Origin of the sequence: Filimonas zeae (genome assembly GCF_014641615.1) — a bacterium.
GTDB classification, from domain to species: Bacteria; Bacteroidota; Bacteroidia; order Chitinophagales; family Chitinophagaceae; genus Filimonas; species Filimonas zeae.
Window position 1 is genome coordinate 126,854 of record NZ_BMIB01000004.1, and the last position, 22,142, is coordinate 148,995.

The following is a 22,142-nucleotide window of genomic DNA, read 5'->3' on the forward strand; positions in this document are numbered from 1 at the left end:
TCAGTTAATCTTTTTAAATACAATTTTCTCACTTTGCTTTTTTACCACATAGGTATAAAAGTCGCGCAGTGTCTGATAATCTTCCGGCATAAATGTGGCCCTGTTTAATACCAACCGGCTTCTTAGCTGAATACGATCGGCAGAGGCAGCAACTATATACTCATACTTACCCTCTGTTTCGTTCAGGTTTACGCGTGTAGATTTGGGGAGTTCTTCCACCTTGTACCCCTTAGGCACTTCCATGTTCAGCACATAAGTTTCATCTATACAATAAGGCATTTCTACAGGATATAGCCGTTCAGCCGCCCTGAATGGGTTTTCTTTATAAAGCGCTCCACCAATAATAGGCGAAAAATAAACCAGTTCCCCATCGTTCCAAGAAAAATTAAGATCGTAGTGATAAGACACAGGCTCTTCCAGTATTTTCAGAGAGTCCACTCCGCTGTTCGCTATTTCTACCTCCCAGGAATAACTCTTCTTTATATCTTTAAAAAACTCTTCCTCTTTTACCTTACGAAGCTTTGAGCGAATGCCTGCAGAAGCAAAATATCCCTCGTTACTGGTTACGGTTCCTAAAATACCATTATCACTGTTTATCAGAAAAACAGAAGTAAGGCTTGATTCTTTGAGAGAATCGGCTGATAACTGCACCAGAAAAGGTTGATCGCTGATAATGCGGCCCGAGCCATTGTAACACTTGCCGGGTATTTTACCAAAACCCATATCCGGCTGTGTTGCATCCAGCAGATAGTAGTTATCTCCTGCCCTTACCCTGCATAACACATAGTTAAACTTGTTCATAATAGGGTAACTCTCCACCACCTTACCATTATCTCTGGTACTTAACATAACCGGGTCTGCTTCATATCCCAGATTTCGGTACATGGCAGTAAGCAGCAGATTAATATCTGCCACATTCCCTTTTTTGTTCTGATATATCTTTTTTAAAGAGGCTTGTGACAACCAGATAGCCTCATCATCATCACAGGAATAATGATCACGTACGTGATAGTATACTTTTTTTACAGCTTCCAAGCCTGCAACAGACCCGGCAACCTGTTTCAGTTCGTCTGTCATCCAGGCATTTCTTTCTCCCAGTGCCAGTCCAAAATCTTCATCCTTTAACCGTTCAGAGGCAGCCTCTTCCCAGCTGGAGAGGTAACGTTTAACAGGCTGATCCGGAAAGCGAATAGCCGAAAGCTGAAACTCAATTTTAGCAACGTGATTACCAACAGTAGTGGTATAAGGCTCTTTTTTCAACGCCGGCACATCTTTCATTGCCCAGATGCTGTTTACAGTATTACCACTCCAGGTGTAGGTTTGGCTGGCCTGCCCGGCGGTTCCCGGGTCTGTAATATATAAAGAGCTATAAGATACTTTTGCAGTATCAATGGCATAAGGGTGATACCCTTGTTTTACAAACACAAAGTCAAAAAGCACCGGAATAGTTACTTCGTACTCACTCCATAATCTGGGGTAGTTTCCCTGGTAATACCACGGACGGATATAATGCATACCTGGTGATACTACCTGGTAGGAGTATTCGATAATAGATCCCTCTTTAATGGCGGGGAAGGTAAATTTAGAAGTATTAACCCCATCCGCTTTGTCTTTAAATAAACTGCTTCTATCCAGTTTGGTAGCTACTACTTTACCGTTTTCCAGATTGTAAGTACATACTTCCAGCTCGTTCAGCTTCTGTGCACTCTCATTTTTACCATACAGGTTAAGTTCAACGGTAGCCAGGTCAAACGCATTTTTATTCAGCAGGCGAATACGCACATGCTCTTTAAATACCACACTAAAGTAACCGCTGTTATTGCCAACAAATGAGGAACTACCACCATCAAATAAATAAACTGCATCGGCAGTGCTATCAACACTATAGGCAGAGGGTGCAAAATCCTCCGGCTTTACATCGCCAAACTTAAATTTAGGCCTGTTTTTCTGGGCAAAAGCTGTTCCCAGCCACAAAAAGCCGCAAGCAGCAACCAGTAGTTTTTTACAAGTCATAAGCTATTTCAAAAAAGGGATTGGGCGTAAAAAGGTTTGTACAATAATAATAAAAAAAACGACCTGTGTAAGCTTTCGCCTGATGAATGCCCCGGTATTTAGTTTTCTGTTACCTTATTATATCGCACTAATTTCCTGCAAAAAACTGCAAACAAATCCGTAACTTCAATCTACAATCTGCAAAAACTCGCAGAACAACAAAATCGCAAAAAGATGCTATTTTAATAGTGACTAACAGCAAACAGAAACTTTATCATAAACCAGCATTTCAATGGTAGATTCATTTGAAAAGGTGCCCTGCTTTATTTACGACAACAGCAAACAAGGCTCCATTGCCATAGCAAAAACTATAGCCGCTTTAATTAAAGCCAAAGAACAGGAAAACAAACCGTGCGTGCTGGGGCTAGCCACAGGCTCCTCCCCCAAACAGCTTTATGCCGAACTGGTTCGTATGCACAGAGAAGAAGGGCTTAGCTTTAAACACGTAACAACCTTTAACCTGGATGAGTACTACCCCATTGATGCAGATGCCCTGCAGAGCTATAAACGCTTTATGCATACCAATCTGTTTAACCACATAGATATACTGCCCCAAAACATTCATATTCCGGACGGCAGCATACCCAAAGACCAGGTAAAAGCGCACTGCGTAGCTTATGAGGCAGCTATTGAAGCCGCAGGCGGTATTGATTTGCAGGTGCTGGGAATAGGCAATAACGGACATATTGGTTTTAACGAGCCAGGCTCTAACCTTTTTTCCAAAACCCGCTTAATTACACTGGATAACTCTACACGCCTGGCCAATTCCTTTGAATTCACCAGCGTGTCGCAGGTTCCCCGCCTGGCTATTACCATGGGCATCAGTACCATTTTAAAAGCCAGGAAAATTATACTTATGGCATGGGGGCCGTTAAAAGCTCCGGTGGTGCAAATGGCGGCGGAAGGAGCCGTTACAGACCATGTACCTGCCTCGTTACTGCAACACCACGATGATGTTTCCTTTTTTATGGACACTGCTGCTGCTACTGAACTCACGCGCAACAAATCGCCATGGCTCACAGGCGATTGTGAGTGGAGCACCGACATGATTAAAAAAGCAGTAACACAGATGGCACTAAAACTAAACAAACCAGTTTTAAGCCTTACCGACCGTGATTATAACGACTTTGGCCTGAGCGACCTGCTGGTAGAAAAAGGAGAAGCTTATGGTGTAAACCTACAGGTATATTATATGCTGCGCGACAGCATTACGGGCTGGCCTGGCGGCAAGCCCAACGCAGTAATTCCGCATCACCCCGAACGTTCTACCCCCTATCCTAAAAAGGCGATAATATTTTCACCGCATCCGGATGATGATATTATTTCTATGGGTGGCACCTTCCAGCGTCTGCACGATCAGGGGCATGAAGTGCATGTTGCCTACCAAACCTCTGGCAACATTGCGGTAACCGACGAGTTTGTAACCCGCTTTCTGGATTTTGCCGTAGGCTTTGAAGATATGTTCGGCATCAACAGCGAAATGTCTCAGAAAATTTTACAGGAAGCCCGTGTCTTTCTGCAATCTAAAAAATCGAACCAGATAGATACACCTGAGATAAGAGCCATTAAAGGCCTTATCCGCCGCTGTGAGGCAAAGGCTACCTGCCGGTATGTTGGCCTAACCGATGATAAGGCGCATTTTATGAACCTGCCGTTTTACGAAACGGGTGCCATTGAAAAGAAGCCCATGGGCGAAGAAGACATTGTTCTTACCATGGCCTTACTCCGCAGCATCAAGCCACAGCAAATTTATTGCGCCGGCGACCTTGCCGACCCACATGGAACACACAAAGTATGTTTGGATATCATATTTGAATCTATGCGCCGCCTTAAAGAGGCTGGTGACGAATGGATAAAAGAATGCTGGGTATGGCTGTACAAAGGTGCCTGGCAGGAATGGGATATTTCAGAAATTGAAATGGCCATTCCCATGAGTCCCGATCAGGTAATGAAAAAGCGCTTTGGCATATTTATTCATCAGAGCCAGAAAGACGCCGTTCCGTTCCAGGGCAGCGACTCCCGCGAATTCTGGCAACGTGCTGAAGAGCGGAATGCCAATACCGCCAATATTTACGCGCAACTGGGTCTTACTCAATATGCTGCCATGGAGGCCTTCCGTCGCTGGCACTATTAAAAAATTCTCCGTCAAAACTGTTTTTTTCTTAAAACAGTTTTGACGGAATAAATATTTCCCCTTATTTTTGCCGCCCATTAGCGCTGATAACCACAGCGTAAAACAAAAATGGCGAGGTAGCTCAGCTGGTTAGAGCATCGGATTCATAACCCGAAGGTCGGCAGTTCAAGTCTGCTCCTCGCTACTCTTAAAAGGCCGGAAGTCAATTGATTTCCGGCCTTTTAATTTCTCTGGGCAGAAGTTTATCTTAGCAGGACCATTCAACCTTACAACCTCACAGATCATTACAACCGTATGCGACTAGTGCTCCTATCTCTGATATTGCTTTTAACAGCTTGCTCACAATTCACCAAACTTGACGGCACTTTTTACTCAGACAAGCAGGATTGCGTTCGTTTTAACGATGATGAAGGTCTGCTTGAATCAAAAACACATATCCCCATGCGGGGCCTGAAACTGAAGCAAACCAGAACCAAACTAAAATTTAGTCACGCAACACTTTCATTAGGCAGAATACTATTCAGAAAGCATGTTTACAAATATCATTTCAAACTGCTCTCCAAAACGGATGATGAATTCAAGGTTTCTCCTATCTCCAGGTTAGCAAAAGAATATTTCGACAATAGAATCATCCTCACTTTTAAAACAAAATACAAATTCGCCGATCCAACGAATTATTTCACCAAAATATATTTTTATCGCAGCAGATGTTTGGGCCTGTGTAATGAGCTGCACCTGGAACTGGACTATTCTGGCAATTTAAAGGTTACAGACAATGGAAATGGAGTAACAGACACGGCTAAAACGACAATTACTTTGGAAAAGTTTCCTTTGAAGATCTAAACTGGCTTAAGAGCATTTTAAAATATTCTCAGCTGAAAACATTGGAATGGCCTGAACGGAGTTGTTTTGATGCCCCTAACAACACCTTAATCATTTACCAGCATGATAGCTGTTATTACTTTCACGCCAACTCCCAATGTACGCCGGTTGTAAGTGGTGAAACAACAGGCTTTTTATCAGGATTTTTCACCTACAGCACCCTGAAAAAAGTAGATACGACCTATACCTATGAAACATATCCACCTTATGATAAAAGAATTAACGTAGCCAATAAAGCACAAATACTTAAACTATCTATGCACCCTCAGTCTGACACTGCAAATGTACTATCCGGATTTACTAAAGAGTCGCAGTTAACAGTACTTTTCGCCTACAAACACATCTACGCTTATTGGGGATACAATATTGAAAGCGGGAGGATTTATACTTACCACGCACTTGCGGAACTCTTGAAAAAAAAACGCTCAGACAAGCAATTCTCAGTAATCTTCAAACCATGCGAAGAAACGCACCAGAAGATCTCACAGGATATGTTAGATATGATAGCTATCAGCAACACAGAGAACTACGCTTTGATTGAGATTACAAAAGCAGAAGCGCAATATTTCATTTGGCTAATCACCTCAAAGCAATTTTCCCTTTCTCCCCCCAGCAGCAAATTCAACAAACAATCCACATTTACCAGCGTAGCTCATAACTATCTATTGCTACAATTTGTATAATAAGAAGCCACTGCATTCTGCCCCTGTATAATTAGGCCCGGCTTTATCATCCGCCCCCTGATACATCAGTCCAAATGCAACCTCCCGCCCACCTTCACAATAAAGCAGTTTCTTACGCGCATTATATTCAACATTGCACTTCTGAAAAAGCTTTTTCAGATACTCCTGCTTTTTATCCCCTTCTATCTTTATACTGCTGATATCAAAATTCGCAATCAGCATACCACTGCTACTCACAGCCTTTAACGCTGCTTACAGCACTTTTAATTTATCTCCGATATAATGAAGCCCATGCACACAGATAACAAGATCATACTGCTCTTTACTAGTCCAATTTACCAGCGAACCTGTCTGAAATTTTAAACAACTAATGGCTGGCGGTAGTGGCTGAAAATAATCTACCAAATCAATGCCCAGCAAAACAACCCGTGCCTGTCTCCCCATTTTCAACGCCCCGGTGGCGTACTGCAACAATGCGTTCCCTTCCCCACAACACAGGTCCAGCCATTTCACACATTCCTGCCGTTCCAGACGACTATCCAGATACTTTTCGGGTTTAAACCCAATTTCATGCTCATAGCTGTTAACACCACTGGCACTCCGCTTTCGGTTCATACTGTTATTGGCCACTATGGGCGACCAGATCAGCTGTTCTTCTGTTAATAAATCCATAGACTGCAATTACTCTTCGCTAATACACAGATGCATGCATTTCGTTTGCCTACAGGGTTATCACTGTCCTACCCGGCACATCCATTCAACTTTATAACAATGTAAGCATTTATACCTCCGGAAACCCCCAACCATGCAATTACTTAAATAACAATACCTTTACACAAAAAAATGTCGTTTTCCACGCTGGGATTATCCGCCTCCTTACTGAAAGCCATTGCCGAACAGCAGTACAACAAACCTTATCCTGTTCAGGAAAAAGCAATACCTGCACTGCTGGCAGGCAAAGACCTGTTGGGTATTTCTAAAACAGGATCGGGTAAAACAGCTGCGTACGTGCTTCCCGCACTGGAGCTTTGCCAGCGCAAAATGGAGAAAAAAGACAGGCACGTAAGGGTATTGGTAATGGTACCTACACGCGAGCTGGCGATACAAGTAAATGAAGAGTTTGCAAAATTCAGCGCCCATCTGCTTACTAAAGTAAAAAACATGGCAGTATATGGCGGTGTTTCAATTAACCCACAAATGATGTCGCTGCACGGCACAGATGTGCTGATTGCCACGCCCGGCCGCCTGTTAGATTTAGTGGACTCCAAAGCCGTGCATTTATCGCAGGTGGAAATGTTGGTACTGGATGAAGCAGATAAAATGCTGAATCTGGGTTTTAAGGATGAAATGAACCGTGTATTTGGCCTTTTACCAGCCAAACGGCAGAACGCCCTGTTCTCCGCTACTACCAGCGATGATATTGCGGATATGCAGAAACACCTGCTGCACCAGCCGGTACAAATTACCATAGCGGAAGAAGAAGTAAATATAGATTCCATTGAACAACTGGCTTACAACGTAACACCCGAGCGCAAAGGCCCTTTGTTACGCTACCTGATTAAGGAAGAGAACATGCAACAGGTGCTGGTGTTTACTTCTGCGGTAAGAACAGCAGACAACCTTACCGGAAAGCTTATTAAAAACGGCATCCATGCAGCCTCTCTTCATGGACATTTAAGTCAGAGTGCCCGTATTAAAACACTGGAACGTTTTAAAGCTGGCGAACTAAGGGTACTGGTAGCGTCTGACCTGGCTTCGCGGGGTATAGACATTCAGCAACTGCCTATTGTTATTAACTATGAGCTGCCACGCTCACCTAAAGACTATATACATCGCATAGGGCGTACAGGCAGAGCAGGTGCATCCGGCAAAGCCATTTCTCTCATTTGCCCGGAAGATCAGCACCACTTCGGCGTTATTCAGAAAAAAATGGGCAAAAAGGTTACTATCCAGGAAAGTGATGATATCAATCTGCACCTGTATTAACAGATGAAATCTGCACAGGAAAGGTTAATATCAGCAAATTCATCCTGCAATGCCTCTGCTATTTTACGGTTATTAAATTAACGGATATGAAGATGCATGCAGCAGGCTATCTTTTATTAGCCCTCCTGTTCGTAACCCGCTTCTCTTTTTTGTATGCACAGAATGCTGTGCAGTTTCACTATCAGATATCTATGAAACAAGCCCTGTCGCAACGCTTTCAGGTTACATTGAACGCCACAGGCCTTACCGGGCCGGTAGTGGATCTGAAAATGCCGGTATGGATGCCCGGCTATTACCAGCTTATCAACTATGCTGCTGCGCTGGATAGCTTTAAGGTTACGGACAGCAATAATCAACCTGTATCATGGCAACAGACTTCGTCCTCCACCTGGCGCATTGCCCATAAAACAGGCACAGCACTACAGGTTTCCTACCACATCAAAGCCTCCCAGGCATTTGTAGCACAACCCTGGCTGGATACCGGCCATGCATACATTGCCCCAACAGGAATTTTTCTGTATGCAGAAAACTACCTCAACCATCCGGTAACAGTAAGTATTTCCCCATTTACCGCCAGCCAAACTGTGGCTACCGGCCTTCCGGCTATACACGACCAGCCACTCACGTGGCAGGCAGCCAATTTTGATATTCTTTACGATAGCCCCTTTCTTATTGGTCAGCTGGAGCAACTGCCCGATTTTACGGTTCAGCATATTCCGCACCACTTTATCGGCTGGCAAATGGGGCAATTTGATCGTACCAGCTTCCAGCAGGATCTGAAAAAAATTGTAACCACTGCTTCCGGCATTATAGGGCATATACCCTACTACCAATATACCTTTCTGGCCATTGGCCCCGGACGCGGCGGCATAGAACACCTCAACTCCACCACCATCAGCTTTTCGGGTGAAGAGTTGCAATCTCCCAACGGAAGGTTACGCATGCTCAGCTTTATTGCGCATGAATACTTTCACCACTATAATGTAAAACGTATCCGCCCTGTTGCCTTAGGCCCGTTTGATTACAGCCGTGAAAACCGCACCAGCCAGTTGTGGGTATCCGAAGGCCTTACCGTATATTATGAGTATATGATACTACGCCGCGCAGGCATTATGAGTAACGAACAACTACTGGAACATTTTCAGCAGCTGACTGCCTCGTACGAAAACCGTACCGGCCACCTGCACCAGACACTGGCACAAGCCAGTGAGTTTACCTAGTCAGACGGGCCTTTTGGCCGCTCTCCAGACTCTACCATCTCTTACTACCAAAAAGGTCCGGTTATAGGTCTGCTACTGGATTTTGCCATCCGTAACGCCACCGGCAACCGCCGCTCGCTGGATGATGTAATGCGAACGCTTTATCGCAGATTTTACCAGGATGCCGGAAGAGGGTTTACTGACAATGAATTCAGGCAGGTATGTGAAGAAACTGCCGGTGTGCCGCTGAACGAAATATTTGATTACGTATACACCGTTAAACAGCCCGACTATGCCAGATACCTGGCTTATGCCGGATTAAGCATTGATCAGCAGCCAGCACCTGCCAACGCAGGCAAACCCACCGCCTCTTTTCGCATTACCATAAACATAAACAGCACACCACTTCAAAAAAGCATCCTGCAAAGCTGGCTCGGCAATTAAACATCTGCGGTTTTATGCGTATTTTACCTGCATAACCGCACGTATATGAAATTATTGGCCGTTCTATTTGCCATGTTTAGCCTTTGGGGCGTACATTCTTCCGGAGTAGCTGATGCCAACTGCACAGCTACCCAAACCAGCGCTGTTATTACCGGGGCTGAACAAACCCGGCAATATCTGCCCATTCTTGCTCATAAAAGGGTAGCCATACTTGCCAACCCCACCACTATAGTGGGCAGCAAACACCTGGTAGACAGCCTGCTTACCCTTGGCGTAAACATAGTAAAGGTTTTTGGCCCGGAACATGGCTTCAGAGGCAATGCCAGCAACGGAACCCATGTAAACGACGAAAAAGACCCGCAAACAGGTCTGCCTGTAATATCGCTATATGGCGCCAGGAGAAAACCCACTGCTGCAGACCTGGCAAATGTCGATATCGTAATTTTTGACATTCAGGATGTGGGATGCCGTTTTTACACCTACATCAACGTATTGCGGGATGTAATGGAAGGCTGCGCAGAAAACAATAAAGAACTATTAATACCCGATCGTCCTAACCCCAACGGCTATCTGGTAGATGGCCCCATACTGGATACCCAATTCAAATCAGGCATAGGCCAGTTTCCAATACCCATTGCACATGGTATGACCATTGCCGAATTTGCACAAATGATTAACGGAGAGCAATGGTTGCCAGATGGCAAACAATGCAAATTGCATATTATTCCGGTGAAGAACTACCGGCACGATATGGAATACACACTTCCTGTAAAACCTTCACCCAACCTCAACACCCAACAAAGCATTTTACTGTATCCTTCCACCTGCCTTTTCGAAGGCACAGCACTCAATCACGGTCGTGGTACCCAATATCCTTTTACCATTCTGGGCAGCCCCGCACTCAAAGGAAAATATTCCTTCTCTTACACTCCGGTAAGTATACCCGGCATGAGCGAATCGCCTTTATATAAAAACGAACTATGTTACGGATTAGATCTGCGCAATTATGATATACAACGTTTGCGAAAATCAAAACGCATTTGTCTGGATTGGATGATTGAGCTTTATAAGGCTTACCCGGAAAAAGAGAAATTTTTCGATAGAACACAAAGCAATCAGATAGGCAGTATTGATGGGCTGGCAGGGGTAGCCGCATTTAAGCAACAGATTATAGCCGGAAAGTCAGCGGAAGAAATATATCAATCGTGGGAGCCGGCTTTATCTGCTTACAAAACCATGCGTAAGAAATATCTGCTGTATCCCTGATAAACAATACAGGAGCAGGCCAGTTCAGCAGATCGCGGGATAATGCCTGAATTGGAAGTATTGAGATAGGTGCAGTTAGCCAGCACCGGAAACTGTTCTTTAAAGTTCATACGTAAATATAAGCACGCTTAAAACTACAAAGCCCCGGAATATTCCGGGGCTTTGTTATCACTGTTTTATATTACTTCAGGCTCTTTTTTAATTCGGCTGCTGCCTGCGTCATTGCAGAGCGCGTACCGGGCACAGCAGCCAGTGGGTTTAACAGGCCCCAGTCATGTATCATACCATCGTAACGTACCAGTGTTACCGGCACCCCTGCCTCATCCATCTTACGGGCATAAGCCTCACCTTCATCACGCAGTACATCATTCTCAGCTACCTGCACCAGTGCGGGAGGTAACCCCTTCAGTTGTTCCAGACTAGCCTGTAGAGGACTTGCATAAATTTCTTTACGGGCAGCTGCATCTGTGGTATAGTTATCCCAGAACCACATCATCATATTCTTTGTTAAAAAACGTCCTGTAGCAAACTGGTTGTAAGAAGCAGTTTCAAAATCAGCATTCGTAACAGGCCATAACAATACCTGCAGCTTCAGTTCAGGGCCTTTCTTTTCTTTAGCCATCAACGCAACCACTGCTGCCATATTACCACCTACACTGTTACCTGCTACAGCCAGTCTTTTACTGTCTACATTTATTTCTTTACCGTGTGCTGCCACCCATTTGGTAGCCGCGTATGCCTGATTAATGGCTACCGGATAATGTGCTTCGGGAGAAGGAGTATAATTTACAAAAACCGCTACTGCACCGGATTCTACTACCAGATCACGCACCAGACGCTGGTGGGTAGGAAAATCACCTAACACCCAGCCACCTCCGTGGAAGAACATAAACACAGGCAAGGTTTCTTTATGGCCGGCAGGGCGTACAATATTCAACTGAACAGTTAAACCATCTTCTGTAATTGTTTTTTCAGATACTTCTATACCAGACAAATCTACTTTTACAGAATTCTGTGCACCCGTCAGTACAGCACGTGCATCAACAGGCTGCAGCTGCTCCAATGGCTTACCATTACCTGCATTCAATATATTTAAAAAGGCTTTGGTATGGCTTTCAATATGCGGATCAGTAGCAGGATTTACCGGAGTAACGGTTTGTGCTTCGGTGCCTAAAACAGCAGTTGCCAGCGCAGCAGAGGCGATTAACTTTTTCATTGTGTGTATGTTTTATTCGATTAATTCAATACCACAAAGCTACCGGGCCTGCTATACCTGCTCAATGTATTTATGCCGTTTTAAATTGCATTTTTTCCCTCAACCACCTTTACACGGCTGATTGATACGACTTCCGGAAATGCTGCGGCGATTCTTCTGTATGATTGGTAAACAAGCGGATAAAGTAGGCAGGATCTTCGTACCCCAGCTTATACCCAATCTCTTTTACACTCAACTCCGTATGCACCAACAGCCGTTTGGCTTCCAGAATAATTCTGTCTTTAATAATATCGTTAGGGGTTAGTTTACTGTATTTGGCTACCCGCTTCTGTAATGCCTTGGGTGTAATATTCAATAGTTCTGCATAGTCTGCCACACTATGCCGGGTAATATAATGCGCTTCTACCAGCTGGCTAAACCGCCGGGCAAACTCTACATCCTGCCTGCTTTCTTCATTCTGTACCTGGTGCGCCTGCTTCCATAAGCGGGTGCTCCGTATAATTATCTGCTTCAGCAATATCCGCAGCATTTCCTCCATGCCACTTTCTTCCTCCTGCATCTCACTCTTTATCTCTGCCAGAATACCCTGCATAATAGCAGACTGCGCTTCTTCCAGATAAACCACGGGTATTTCATATATATTATGAAAGAGAATACCATCGCAGGCTACCTCTTTATCATGAATTTCCACGCAATAAAAATCGCGGTTATAAAACAGCAAAGCACCATTACTTACCGCTTCATCTATCTGGCAGTACTGACCACCCTGTACAAAAAACAGTGCATCCTGCTGTAAATGGTATTCTTTAAAATCTACCTGTATATGGCTGCCCGAACGGAGAAATATGATTTTAATAAAATCGCGGTACAAGGCCAGCTTTCCTTCTTCTACCGCGTTACTGTCAATATCTGTATAGCCCAGTTTTTTAACTGCAAATTGCCTCAGCTGCTCCATAAATACACTTTCAGTATATAAAAGTAGGCAAACAATTGCTTCCGTTATCTTCCTGTAACCTTACCAGCCTGCACAGGCGCCACTCCCTCTCTGGTTAGTTTTACCGGCAAAATGTGCCCCTGCGCATCAAACTGCATTTTCTCAATACAGGTTTCACGATGGTCGCGCCCTTTATCGCCCAGCGGGCGGCGGTGGTATACAATATACCATTCGTCTTTACCAGGTACCTGTATAACAGAATGGTGCCCCGCGCTGGTAGCCACTGTAGTATCCTGCTGTAATACCACGCCTATACGTTTAAAAGGCCCGAAAGGGTTGTCGGCTATGGCATAAGCAACTTTATAATCCGGCCTGCCCCAGCCTCCTTCCGACCACATAAAGTAATACCGGTTATTCCGCACAAATAAAAAGGGACCTTCCACATATCCTTCCGGAGTAACTTCTTTGTACAGGGTACCATCTGCCATCGGCAGTATACCGGTAAAATCAGCCTTCAGCCGCACTATATTACAGTGCTGCCAGCCACCATAATACATATAATACGTTCCATCTTTGTCTCTGAACACAAACTGATCAATCGGCTGTGCACCATTTATAATAGTATCAATCAGCGGCTTTTTTAAATAATCGGTAAAAGGTCCCGCAGGTGTATTACCTACCGCCACGCCAATGCCTCCCACTTCTCCCGGGTGTACATCGTTAGCGCTGAAAAAGAAATAATACCTGCTATCTTTTTCCACCACTGCCGGTGCCCACATCGCTTTATCTGCCCATAGCACACGGGCTGTATCCAATACAGCTGCATGTTTAGTCCAATGCACCAGATCGGGTGAAGAAAATGCATCAAAGTATACCTGTTTTTCATACAAATCAGAAGTGGTAGGATAAATCCAGTACTTGCCGTTAAACACCGCCCCTTCGGGGTCGGCATACCACCCCGGAAACACCGGATTACCTGATGTTTTCTTTATTGTCTGCTGAGCCCTGACAGGTTGTATTGTCAACCATACAGCTGCTGCCATTACTAGTATACGCACGGGAAAAACGTTTTGGTAATATTACGTAAAAACGAATGTTCAAGCACTTAGTTTTTGTTACGTCCGGTTTCTCCGGGATACAGCTGGTACACTTCATCGCTCTGCCATACTTCTCTGGTATCAATATTCATAGCAGAAAGCTTTCCGTAGTACGCTGCTCCCGTATCCATATTCCATACATTGCAGGCATGCATAGGCAGGGTTTCGTCGTACCCCAGTGTGGGTGTATGTCCTATAAATATCTCTTTAAACAGCAATAATCGTTTGGGATATAGCTTAGAGTCTTTCTGTATACGCTTGTCCATCGTCAAAGCCATTTCCCACAGTGTACGGTCCCAGTAGTAATTGGTTTCGTAATGTTCTTTCTCCGGGCCGTGCATGGAAGAAAACCCCGCATGTATAAAAAGGCGGTTTTCATCATCTACATAGTAATCCATCAGTCTGTTTAAAAACTCCCGGTGTATGGCCCACTCTTCCGGCTTTGATGTTTCATAACTCTGTACGGTAGAAGCGCCTCCCTGGCGCAGCCAGAGTGGATCGGGAATACCCGTATTCATCCACTGCTCACACCAGGCGTCATGATTTCCCTTTATAAAAAAACAGATAAAAGACTCGTCCAGCTTTATCAGATAACGGATTACCTCCGACGACTGCGACCAGCCATCTACGTAATCTCCTAAAAAAATAAAGGTATCTCCGTGTTGTGGTTGCACCCGTTCAATCAATTGCTGTAATGCCCTGCAGGCACCATGTATATCTCCTATTACAAATACAGCCATACCTGTCAGTTTGTAGCTATGTTGAGATGAAAATGATGTTTACTCAGTTTTCTGTTAAAACGATACAGATCGGGATGGCGGTTCTGCAACCCTTCCCGCTTGGTGCCTGTGTTTACAATGTACTCCGCATCCAGTATTTTACGCCGGAAATTACGCCGGTCCAGCTCCACCTCCAGTATACATTCATACAACTCATGTAGCTCCGTCATCGTAAACAAATCATCCAGCAACTCAAAACTCACAGGGGCATATAAAATTTTCGACTGCAGCCGCTGCCTGGCCATCTTAAAAATCTCTTTATGGTCAAACCCCAATACCGGAAGCTTTTTTACAGGAAACCATTTTACATCATTCGCCATTTGCCCGGCGGTTACTGTAAACTTTTGTGGGTTCACCAGGGCAAAGTAAGCAACAGACACTGCCCGCCCGCGCGGGTCGCGCTCAATGGCATCGAACGAATACAACTGCTCCAGATACACATTATCCATCCCCAGCTTGGTTTGTAATACACGGCAGCAGGTATGCAAAAAGGTTTCTTCCATTTGCACAAAGGCACCAGGCAATACCCAGGTATCTTTAAACGGTTCCTCTTTGCGGTTCAGCAGCAATACGGACAGTATATTATTATGATACCCAAACACTACCAGGTCTACTGCCAGCGAGGGGTTTTTATAACTCTGAAATGCTTTCATAACACTTTGTGTTGTGGTTACACAAAGTAGAGCTTTTCCCGAACATTTCATTCTTACCCCACAATCGCTTAATTTTCAGTTACAATAAGGTAACTAAAGCATACACCCGGCCGGGCAACAGAAGGATATCTGATGGTATTTTCCCGTTGGCGAACGTTATACTTACTTTATCCGCAACTGAAAACAGAAACACTAGAGAGCGTTATTTTCCAGCGTAATTTCCAGTACGCCCCCCTGCTGCATAGCCGTATGCGGAATAAACTTTTCCGTTACAGGATTACCATTCCACAATACATGGCTGATATATACCGCATGTTCACTTTCTTTTTTCACCCGTATGGTTAACTGCTTATTACCTGGCAATTGTATTACTGCCTTCTCAAACAACGGGGCACACAAAGCATATTCAGTTGCTACCGGATCTACCGGATAAAACCCTAACGCGGCAAATATATACCAGGCACTCATCTGCCCGGCATCATCATTACCACTCAAACCACCTGGCCCATCGCTGTATTCTTCGTTCAATATAGTACGCACCTGCTGCTGGGTTTTCCAGGGCGCTGCGGTGTAATTGTATAAAAACGGAATCTGATGGCCCGGCTCATTGCCGTGCCAGTACTCTCCTTTTATAAACAAGCTGTCCAGTGCTTTTTCCAATGCCTTTTTTCCACCCATAGCAGCGGCAAGCCCCGGCACATTCTGCGGCACGTAAAACGTATACTGACGCGGTGTTCCTTCTGTTATATAAAACTCACGCACATCCGGATTAAAAGGCTTGTACCAGCTTCCATCTGCATATCTGGCCCGTACCATACCCACACTACTGTCAAACACATGCCGGTAGTTACGTGCGCGGTTGGCAAGCACCTTATAATCGTTCTCCTTACCCAGCCCTTTGGCTACCACAGATAAAGCATAATCGTCATAAGCATATTCCAGCGTGCGGCTCACCTGTTCTTTTTTATGAAACGCCTCCTGCACGCTATCCTCTACAGGTATATACCCATATTTCATATACGAGGCTATTGCCCTTCTGCCCATGCCATTGATATAGCCTGCGGAATCTGCCTGTTCAAAGGCATTTTTGCGCATTAAAGCATAAGCATCTTCCACTGAGTAATTACGGATACCTCTTGCCCATGCCGAAGCAATAAAAGCCGTACTATGGTCGCCAATCATAGCAGCGGTATAACTGTTCCAGCAGGGAAATATAGGCAACCAGCCCCCCTGTTTGCCTTTGGCAATCAGCGAACGCACAAAATCATTCACCTGCGCCGGTTGTAATATCTCCAGCAAAGGCAGCTGCGCCCGGTAAATATCCCACATAGAAAAATCGTCGTAATAATGGCCGTCTTTCATTTTCTGCAAAGAATAATTTCCCGCAAAAGTGGGATAGGTACCATCCGTATTACTAAACAAACGGGGATGCTGTAAAGCATGATACAAGGCTGTATAAAAAATACGTTTATCTTTTTCAATGCCTGTGGTTACGGTAATCTGCGACAGTGATTTCTGCCACACCTGCTCCGCAGTTTTCTTTACCTGCTCAAAAGTAAAAGCCGGTATTTCTGCCGCCAGATTTTTACGGGCATCTGCTACACTGGTAAAAGATGTACCAATGCGTATAGTAAGTGTTTCTCCTTTTTTCAGCGCAAAGCCCAGATAGGCCCCCATCGCTGCCCTGCCCTGTAAACTATCACCGGTAAGCAGCTGATTGCCGGAATATACACCGCCTTTTCCTTTGCTGCGGCTAAACCTGGCATAGAAGTAACCGCTAAACCCAGCTGATTGCCCCCAGCCCTGATATATACGGTGTACCGGGTTGTATCCCCATATTTCACCTGTGGCAGCATTTATGCGTACAAAACCTTTTTCCTTATCGCTGTTGGGTGTAATTAATACATACAGGCTGTCTGCGCGCTGTAAGGTAAACTGCATAATACCGCAACGGGCTGTGCCTGTAACCGCCGCCTGCAACTGTTTTTGTGGCAGGGTAATGCTATAAGAAGCGGGCGAACTCTGTTCGCTGTTATGCCTGAACAACACACCATAATCCGCAGCAGCCGTTACCAGTTTGCCTGCAACAGGCATTACGGTAAAACTACCATAGTCCTGCGTACAGGAGCCGCTAAGCCAGTGCGTACCCCGGAAGCCTGTAAATACAGAATCTTTATAAAAATAAGGAGGCACACATTTCAGTTCCGTCAGCTGTGTTTGCGGCGTCCATTGCGTCATGGCAAACGGATACCCCACTGCCGGTATGGTATTGGCATTTTTTTCTGTTCCCTCGCCATGCTTCATAGCAGCCGGCGTAGTACTTCCTGCCGTGCCCGCCATAGGCTGCACGTATTTCCACAATACCGGTTGCTGCGCTGCAGCTGGTGACAATGCACCTCCTGAAATAAGTAGCAAAGCTACCCGTAAAACATCCCGCATTACCATGAGTAGTATACATTTTTTCCAAACGACAAAACAAAAGAAGAAGTATAGAACAACTAATGCAAAGGAGTGTGTTTCAATGGCAATATGGTCAAAGCTAAAACACTTTAGTTATTAACGTGCGCATTATGCGTCTTTTTTACCGAGGAAGCCCTTACGTGCAGGGTGGCAGGCAGTTGAATAAACTGTTTTTCCTGTATATCAGGTTGCTCCAGTTCCTGTAGCAACAGGTTTATAAGCTGACTGGCAATTTCCGGCACCGGTTGCGCCACCGCTGTAATAGCCGGGTTAAAGAGCGCAAAAAACTCATGATCGTCAAAAGAAACCACCCGCATCTCCTCCCCCACCTTTTTACCTAAAACCGCCAGCGCTTCCAGGCCACGCAGCAGCAGGTAGTTGGTAGCAAAAAATACAGCATCTACTTTGGATTTGGAGTGGAGATAAGCAGTTATATGACGGGTTACCTCTTTACCCTCCTGTCCATCAAATGGAATCTTTTTTACATAAGCAGTGGCCCCGTATTCCTGCAAAGCTTTTTTATATCCGGCAAGCCGGTCTTTCATCTGCGACTGGGCCGAATCGGTAGTCACAAAAGCTATATTGCGGCTGCCATTTTCCAGTAAGTGTATAACAGCATCGTAAGTACCGGTATAGTTATCCACCCCTACATAACTTGTCTGCAGGCCTTTAAAGTAGCGGTCAAACAACACCACCGGCCGCTTCATCTCTATCAGCGTTTTTATTTCCGCTTCTATTCCGGCAGGTGCGGTAATAATATACCCATCCACATGCCTGTCAGCAAACAGCTGAATCATTTCACGCGCCTTCTCTATACTGTTTTCTGTACTGGCGTAAAAAATACGGTAGCCTCGTTTATAAGCATTGTCTTCAATTTGCCGGGCTATCTGTGCAAAAAAAGGATTGGAGATATCTTCTATCAACAATCCTATGGTATTGGTTTTACCGGTACGGAAACTTTTAGCCAGTGCGTTGGGCTGGTAATTCGTTTGCTGTATCAGCGTTTCTACTTTTTTAATCAGCGCATCGCTGATGCGCATTTCTCTGGCCTTGCCATTTAATATAAAAGAAACCGTGGTAACTGAAATATTCAGCTGACGGGCAATGTCTGCAATCGAAACGCGTTTTTTGGCTTGCATATAGCTAATATACCACAAATACCGCTGCCCGCCAGCCCGTTTTAGTTTAAGCTGTTATAGTAGTGCTGACACTTGTATGAGCCATAACGCGCGCCTGAATATCTGCAAATTGTTGTTCCAGCATCAGTGTTCCATTTTCAAATACAGTTACCAGTTCACCTTTATCACCCGCTTCATCTTCCGCCACCGTTTTATAAGTATCATCTTCTTTTACCAGTTGCAAGCGGCCTGATTTAGAGGTTTTGAAAGAACGTACCAGTTGCCCTTTACCATTAATCTCCAGCGGATTTTTCTGTACGTTGGTTTTTACACCATTTACCTCAGCATAAGCACATTTAATTGCATATTTCTGTGTATCCCTGTCTATCTTCTGCAACAAAGCGCCACCCATACCCAGTATCAGGTTTTCAGCAGAAATACCGTTCAGTTTTAAGGCACTGTAAATGGTACGGATGCTGTCCAGGTTAATACCATCTCCCTGTATTACCCGCACCTGAGGCGGTAATACCCGGTATCCTTTTTCGTTAATGGTGTATCCGAATTTTTCAAACAGTATTTCAAATACCCGCAGCAGCGTATATACCGGATCACCTGAATCGGGCCTTATTACCAATGTACCTTTCCGGTTTAATATCGTTTCTTTTAAAGTACCACCCCAATACTCTGCGCAGGCTTTGAATATATCAAAAGAGTCAGACACCACAGACACAATACCTTCAGGATATGCTTCCAGAATATGCCTGAATACTTCCAGTTCTCCCTCAGCGCCCAGCAGCGTCATAATAGAGTGTTCTGTAGCAGGCACAGAAGCAGCCAGAAAGCCGGCAGCACCGTAATAACGTTGTGCATATACTGGTGCCAGCACTGTATCACTTCCTTTAAAGTTCAGCAGGTGCGCCATACCACCAATACCTGCACTTTCTACAGAGCTGGCACCACGGAAACCAAAATCGTTTAACACAAAGTCAATACCCTGGCGTGCACTTTCTGTAGCAGTTTCTTCATAATACATTTCCACTACCCGGCGCACATGGTTACTTACGGTAGCTACCGTTGCAGGGTACCAAACCTGCATCAGCAGTGTTTCCAGAAAGTTAGTAAGCCAGTAACATTCAGGATCATTGTTTTCAATAGTCATCAACACATTTTTCACCGGTACCACTGTACCCTCTTTTACCGCTTTAATAGTAACCGGTAAACGACCGTTGTATTTTTCAATAATGTAGTCAAACTTACTTCTGTCAAACACATCCTTTCTGCCAAAAATGCCGTTCAGCACCTGCTCTGCCTCATCCACTGCTTCTTTGGTAATTACCTCACCGGCCAGATAGTTTTTAATAATGTATTGCAGGCCAAAGAACACCGTGTCTTCCATAGCACCACCCCGGCTTTCCAGGTAAGAGTATATTTTGGTAGTACCCGGATAGTATAATTTATGGTGAGAATATTTATAGGCATCTGCCAGCATGATAATGTTTTCGGTTTTCATAATTAGTTATTTAAGTGGTTAAGAATAATATGGATTAATGGATGATGTACCGGATTAATTTGTTGTTGTTGCACCATGGCAGGTAATTCGGTTACCTCAAACCAAGCTAGTTCGGCAAGGTCATCATTGGCAGCCGGTTCGCCCTCCAGCAGGTTACCCGTAAACAGCAGCGTCATAATTTTATCGTTCTCACTACGGTACCTCCAGTCATCTACCCGGCAGCTGCCCAGGTAGCTGAGTACTGAAGTTACTAATTCGCCACACTCTTCTGTCAGTTCTCTTCTGGCCGCTTCTTCATAGCTGTTATCTGTAGTATCTGCAAAGCCGCCGGGTAAACGCCAGGTGGTTTCCTCTTTCTTTCTTCCCAGCAACAGGCGGGTACGGTTGTTATTAAACAATGCAATATCAACGGTTGGGTATACGGTGTTATAACGGCTGTAACAGGCATAGTTAATACCCATTCTGAAATCCTGAGAATCCAGCACCAGATCGCTGTGCTTTTCTCTTACATCTGTTCCGCAGAAGTCGCCTTTCTCCGGCAGTACTTCTGTGGCCCATTTGCCGGAGTATGCATCTGCAAAACTGCTTCTGCTGCCGTACAAAATAAAAGCTTCACCTGTAAACGCCGTATCCAGCAATTCATCCAGCTTGTGCGACCATACTTCATCAGAAGCGCAATCCCGCAGGGGCAGCACCGGTATTTCAGGGTAAGCTGCTTTAATCATGCGTTCGCGGGTATAAAAATCGAAAGGGTTGCGCTTACTGCCTTTTACAGGAGAAGTACCTAACACAATTACCACTCTGTGATGTAAGGCCCTTACCGATTCAATCAGGTAATGGTGCCCTTCGTGCAGAAACGGTGTTTGGAACCTTGCTATGATGACGCCTGTATTTTTCATTTTGCGTTATTTATACGCAAATATAAAAGCAAATAAATTTACACACCAAATATTTTGCGTCTTTTTTACGCAAACTTGCTAAATCTCAAATAAAATGCCTTCCTGCTGCAGTTGCTCGTAGCGTGTTTTGTTAAACCGGAACATTTTACTGGGGCGCCCGGCACCTTCCGGTTTTGCCCATTCATCCAGTTCGTCCAGTATTTCCAGCCCCATCATTTTTTTACGGAAATTGCGGCGGTCTATATCCCTGCCCAGTAGCGACATGTATAGTTTTTCCAGATCGGCAAAGGAGAATTTTTTATCCAGCAGTTCAAAGCCAATAGGCTCGTACCGTACTTTGGCACGCACACGTTGTACAGCTTTTTCCAGTATTAGTTTATGATCAAAAGCCAGGCGGGGTAAATTGTCAATATTAAACCACTGTACCGATGAGGCATCGGTATCTGCCTTCAGCTCTACAAACAAAGCTGTTTTTACCAGCGCCAGGTAAGCAATGGAAATAATCCGCTGGCGCGGATCCCGGTTAGGGGCGCCAAAGGAATATAGCTGTTCCAGGTAGTTTACCTTTATACCGGTTTCTTCCTGCAATTCTCTTTTCACCGCTTCTTCCAGCGACTCATCCTCCAGCACAAATCCCCCCGGCAAAGCCCAGTTATCTTTAAACGGATCGTATTTACGTTTAATCAGTAATACCGATACGCCTTCGTTTTTTTCGTAGCCAAATACAATGGCATCTACCGTAACGCTGATTCCCGATTGCTTTTTACCCATAGTGCAAAACTATTTATTTTACTGCACCATACACAAGGGCATTCTGCTATTATATAACC

The 22,142-nt window shown here is 44.8% G+C and carries 19 protein-coding genes and 1 tRNA gene; 8 read left to right on the forward strand and 12 right to left on the reverse strand.

What is annotated here, in order from left to right:
- The gene (locus IEY13_RS19230) at positions 1–2,013 is read right to left on the reverse strand and encodes a DUF3858 domain-containing protein (RefSeq protein ID WP_188955242.1); all 2,013 of its coding nucleotides are present in this window, start codon (positions 2,011–2,013) and stop codon (positions 1–3) included.
- 271 nt (positions 2,014–2,284) lie between these two features.
- Between IEY13_RS19230 and nagB the strand changes: the two genes are divergently transcribed.
- The 4 genes from nagB to IEY13_RS19250 all read left to right on the forward strand — a co-directional run bounded on the left by nagB (position 2,285) and on the right by IEY13_RS19250 (position 5,751).
- Positions 2,285–4,186 carry a glucosamine-6-phosphate deaminase gene (nagB, locus tag IEY13_RS19235; protein ID WP_188955244.1) on the forward strand — a complete coding sequence of 634 codons (1,902 nt, stop codon included), beginning with the start codon at positions 2,285–2,287 and terminating at the stop codon, positions 4,184–4,186.
- A gap of 110 nt (positions 4,187–4,296) precedes the next feature.
- A tRNA-Met gene (locus IEY13_RS19240) sits at positions 4,297–4,370 on the forward strand.
- 110 nt (positions 4,371–4,480) lie between these two features.
- Positions 4,481–5,029 (forward strand): hypothetical protein, encoded by a 549-nt coding sequence (locus IEY13_RS19245; protein WP_188955246.1) that lies wholly within the window; start codon positions 4,481–4,483, stop codon positions 5,027–5,029.
- A gap of 41 nt (positions 5,030–5,070) precedes the next feature.
- Positions 5,071–5,751 carry a hypothetical protein gene (locus IEY13_RS19250; protein ID WP_188955248.1) on the forward strand — a complete coding sequence of 227 codons (681 nt, stop codon included), beginning with the start codon at positions 5,071–5,073 and terminating at the stop codon, positions 5,749–5,751.
- Between the two features lie 252 nt (positions 5,752–6,003).
- Here IEY13_RS19250 and IEY13_RS30200 read toward each other — a convergent pair whose 3' ends face one another.
- On the reverse strand, positions 6,004–6,423 hold the full coding sequence (locus IEY13_RS30200) for a class I SAM-dependent methyltransferase (protein WP_229687918.1): 420 nt from the start codon (positions 6,421–6,423) through the stop codon (positions 6,004–6,006).
- A gap of 171 nt (positions 6,424–6,594) precedes the next feature.
- Between IEY13_RS30200 and IEY13_RS19260 the strand changes: the two genes are divergently transcribed.
- The 4 genes from IEY13_RS19260 to IEY13_RS19275 all read left to right on the forward strand — a co-directional run bounded on the left by IEY13_RS19260 (position 6,595) and on the right by IEY13_RS19275 (position 10,646).
- Positions 6,595–7,737 carry a DEAD/DEAH box helicase gene (locus IEY13_RS19260; RefSeq protein WP_188955249.1) on the forward strand — a complete coding sequence of 381 codons (1,143 nt, stop codon included), beginning with the start codon at positions 6,595–6,597 and terminating at the stop codon, positions 7,735–7,737.
- Between the two features lie 86 nt (positions 7,738–7,823).
- Complete coding sequence (locus IEY13_RS19265) at positions 7,824–8,957, forward strand: M61 family metallopeptidase (RefSeq protein WP_188955251.1); 1,134 nt, start codon at positions 7,824–7,826, stop codon at positions 8,955–8,957.
- A 129-nt stretch (positions 8,958–9,086) separates the two neighbouring features.
- Positions 9,087–9,380, forward strand: a complete 294-nt coding sequence (locus IEY13_RS19270) for a hypothetical protein (RefSeq protein ID WP_188955253.1) — start codon at positions 9,087–9,089, stop codon at positions 9,378–9,380.
- A 45-nt stretch (positions 9,381–9,425) separates the two neighbouring features.
- Positions 9,426–10,646 (forward strand): exo-beta-N-acetylmuramidase NamZ family protein, encoded by a 1,221-nt coding sequence (locus IEY13_RS19275; protein WP_188955255.1) that lies wholly within the window; start codon positions 9,426–9,428, stop codon positions 10,644–10,646.
- Positions 10,647–10,827: 181 nt separating this feature from the next.
- Here the strand turns inward: IEY13_RS19275 and IEY13_RS19280 are convergent, their stop codons facing one another.
- The 10 genes from IEY13_RS19280 to IEY13_RS19325 all read right to left on the reverse strand — a co-directional run bounded on the left by IEY13_RS19280 (position 10,828) and on the right by IEY13_RS19325 (position 22,083).
- Positions 10,828–11,862 carry an alpha/beta hydrolase gene (locus IEY13_RS19280; protein ID WP_188955257.1) on the reverse strand — a complete coding sequence of 345 codons (1,035 nt, stop codon included), beginning with the start codon at positions 11,860–11,862 and terminating at the stop codon, positions 10,828–10,830.
- A gap of 109 nt (positions 11,863–11,971) precedes the next feature.
- Positions 11,972–12,817 (reverse strand): helix-turn-helix domain-containing protein, encoded by an 846-nt coding sequence (locus tag IEY13_RS19285; protein WP_188955260.1) that lies wholly within the window; start codon positions 12,815–12,817, stop codon positions 11,972–11,974.
- Positions 12,818–12,861: 44 nt separating this feature from the next.
- Positions 12,862–13,854: a glycoside hydrolase family 43 protein gene (locus IEY13_RS19290; RefSeq protein WP_229687919.1), complete on the reverse strand. Its 993-nt coding sequence runs from the start codon at positions 13,852–13,854 to the stop codon at positions 12,862–12,864.
- Positions 13,855–13,901: 47 nt separating this feature from the next.
- Entirely contained in the window at positions 13,902–14,633 is a 732-nt protein-coding gene (locus IEY13_RS19295; protein ID WP_188955262.1) for a metallophosphoesterase family protein, read from the reverse strand.
- Positions 14,634–14,638: 5 nt separating this feature from the next.
- Positions 14,639–15,325 carry an NUDIX hydrolase gene (locus IEY13_RS19300; RefSeq protein WP_188955264.1) on the reverse strand — a complete coding sequence of 229 codons (687 nt, stop codon included), beginning with the start codon at positions 15,323–15,325 and terminating at the stop codon, positions 14,639–14,641.
- A gap of 192 nt (positions 15,326–15,517) precedes the next feature.
- Positions 15,518–17,764, reverse strand: coding sequence for a GH92 family glycosyl hydrolase (locus IEY13_RS19305; RefSeq protein ID WP_188955266.1), 2,247 nt, complete (start codon positions 17,762–17,764; stop codon positions 15,518–15,520).
- Between the two features lie 110 nt (positions 17,765–17,874).
- Positions 17,875–18,924: a LacI family DNA-binding transcriptional regulator gene (locus IEY13_RS19310; RefSeq protein ID WP_188955268.1), complete on the reverse strand. Its 1,050-nt coding sequence runs from the start codon at positions 18,922–18,924 to the stop codon at positions 17,875–17,877.
- Between the two features lie 46 nt (positions 18,925–18,970).
- Positions 18,971–20,413, reverse strand: coding sequence for a nicotinate phosphoribosyltransferase (locus IEY13_RS19315; protein ID WP_188955270.1), 1,443 nt, complete (start codon positions 20,411–20,413; stop codon positions 18,971–18,973).
- Positions 20,414–20,415: 2 nt separating this feature from the next.
- Positions 20,416–21,312, reverse strand: coding sequence for an NUDIX domain-containing protein (locus IEY13_RS19320; RefSeq protein WP_188955272.1), 897 nt, complete (start codon positions 21,310–21,312; stop codon positions 20,416–20,418).
- A 78-nt stretch (positions 21,313–21,390) separates the two neighbouring features.
- The gene (locus tag IEY13_RS19325; RefSeq protein WP_188955274.1) at positions 21,391–22,083 is read right to left on the reverse strand and encodes an NUDIX hydrolase; all 693 of its coding nucleotides are present in this window, start codon (positions 22,081–22,083) and stop codon (positions 21,391–21,393) included.
- Positions 22,084–22,142: the final 59 nt, after the last annotated feature.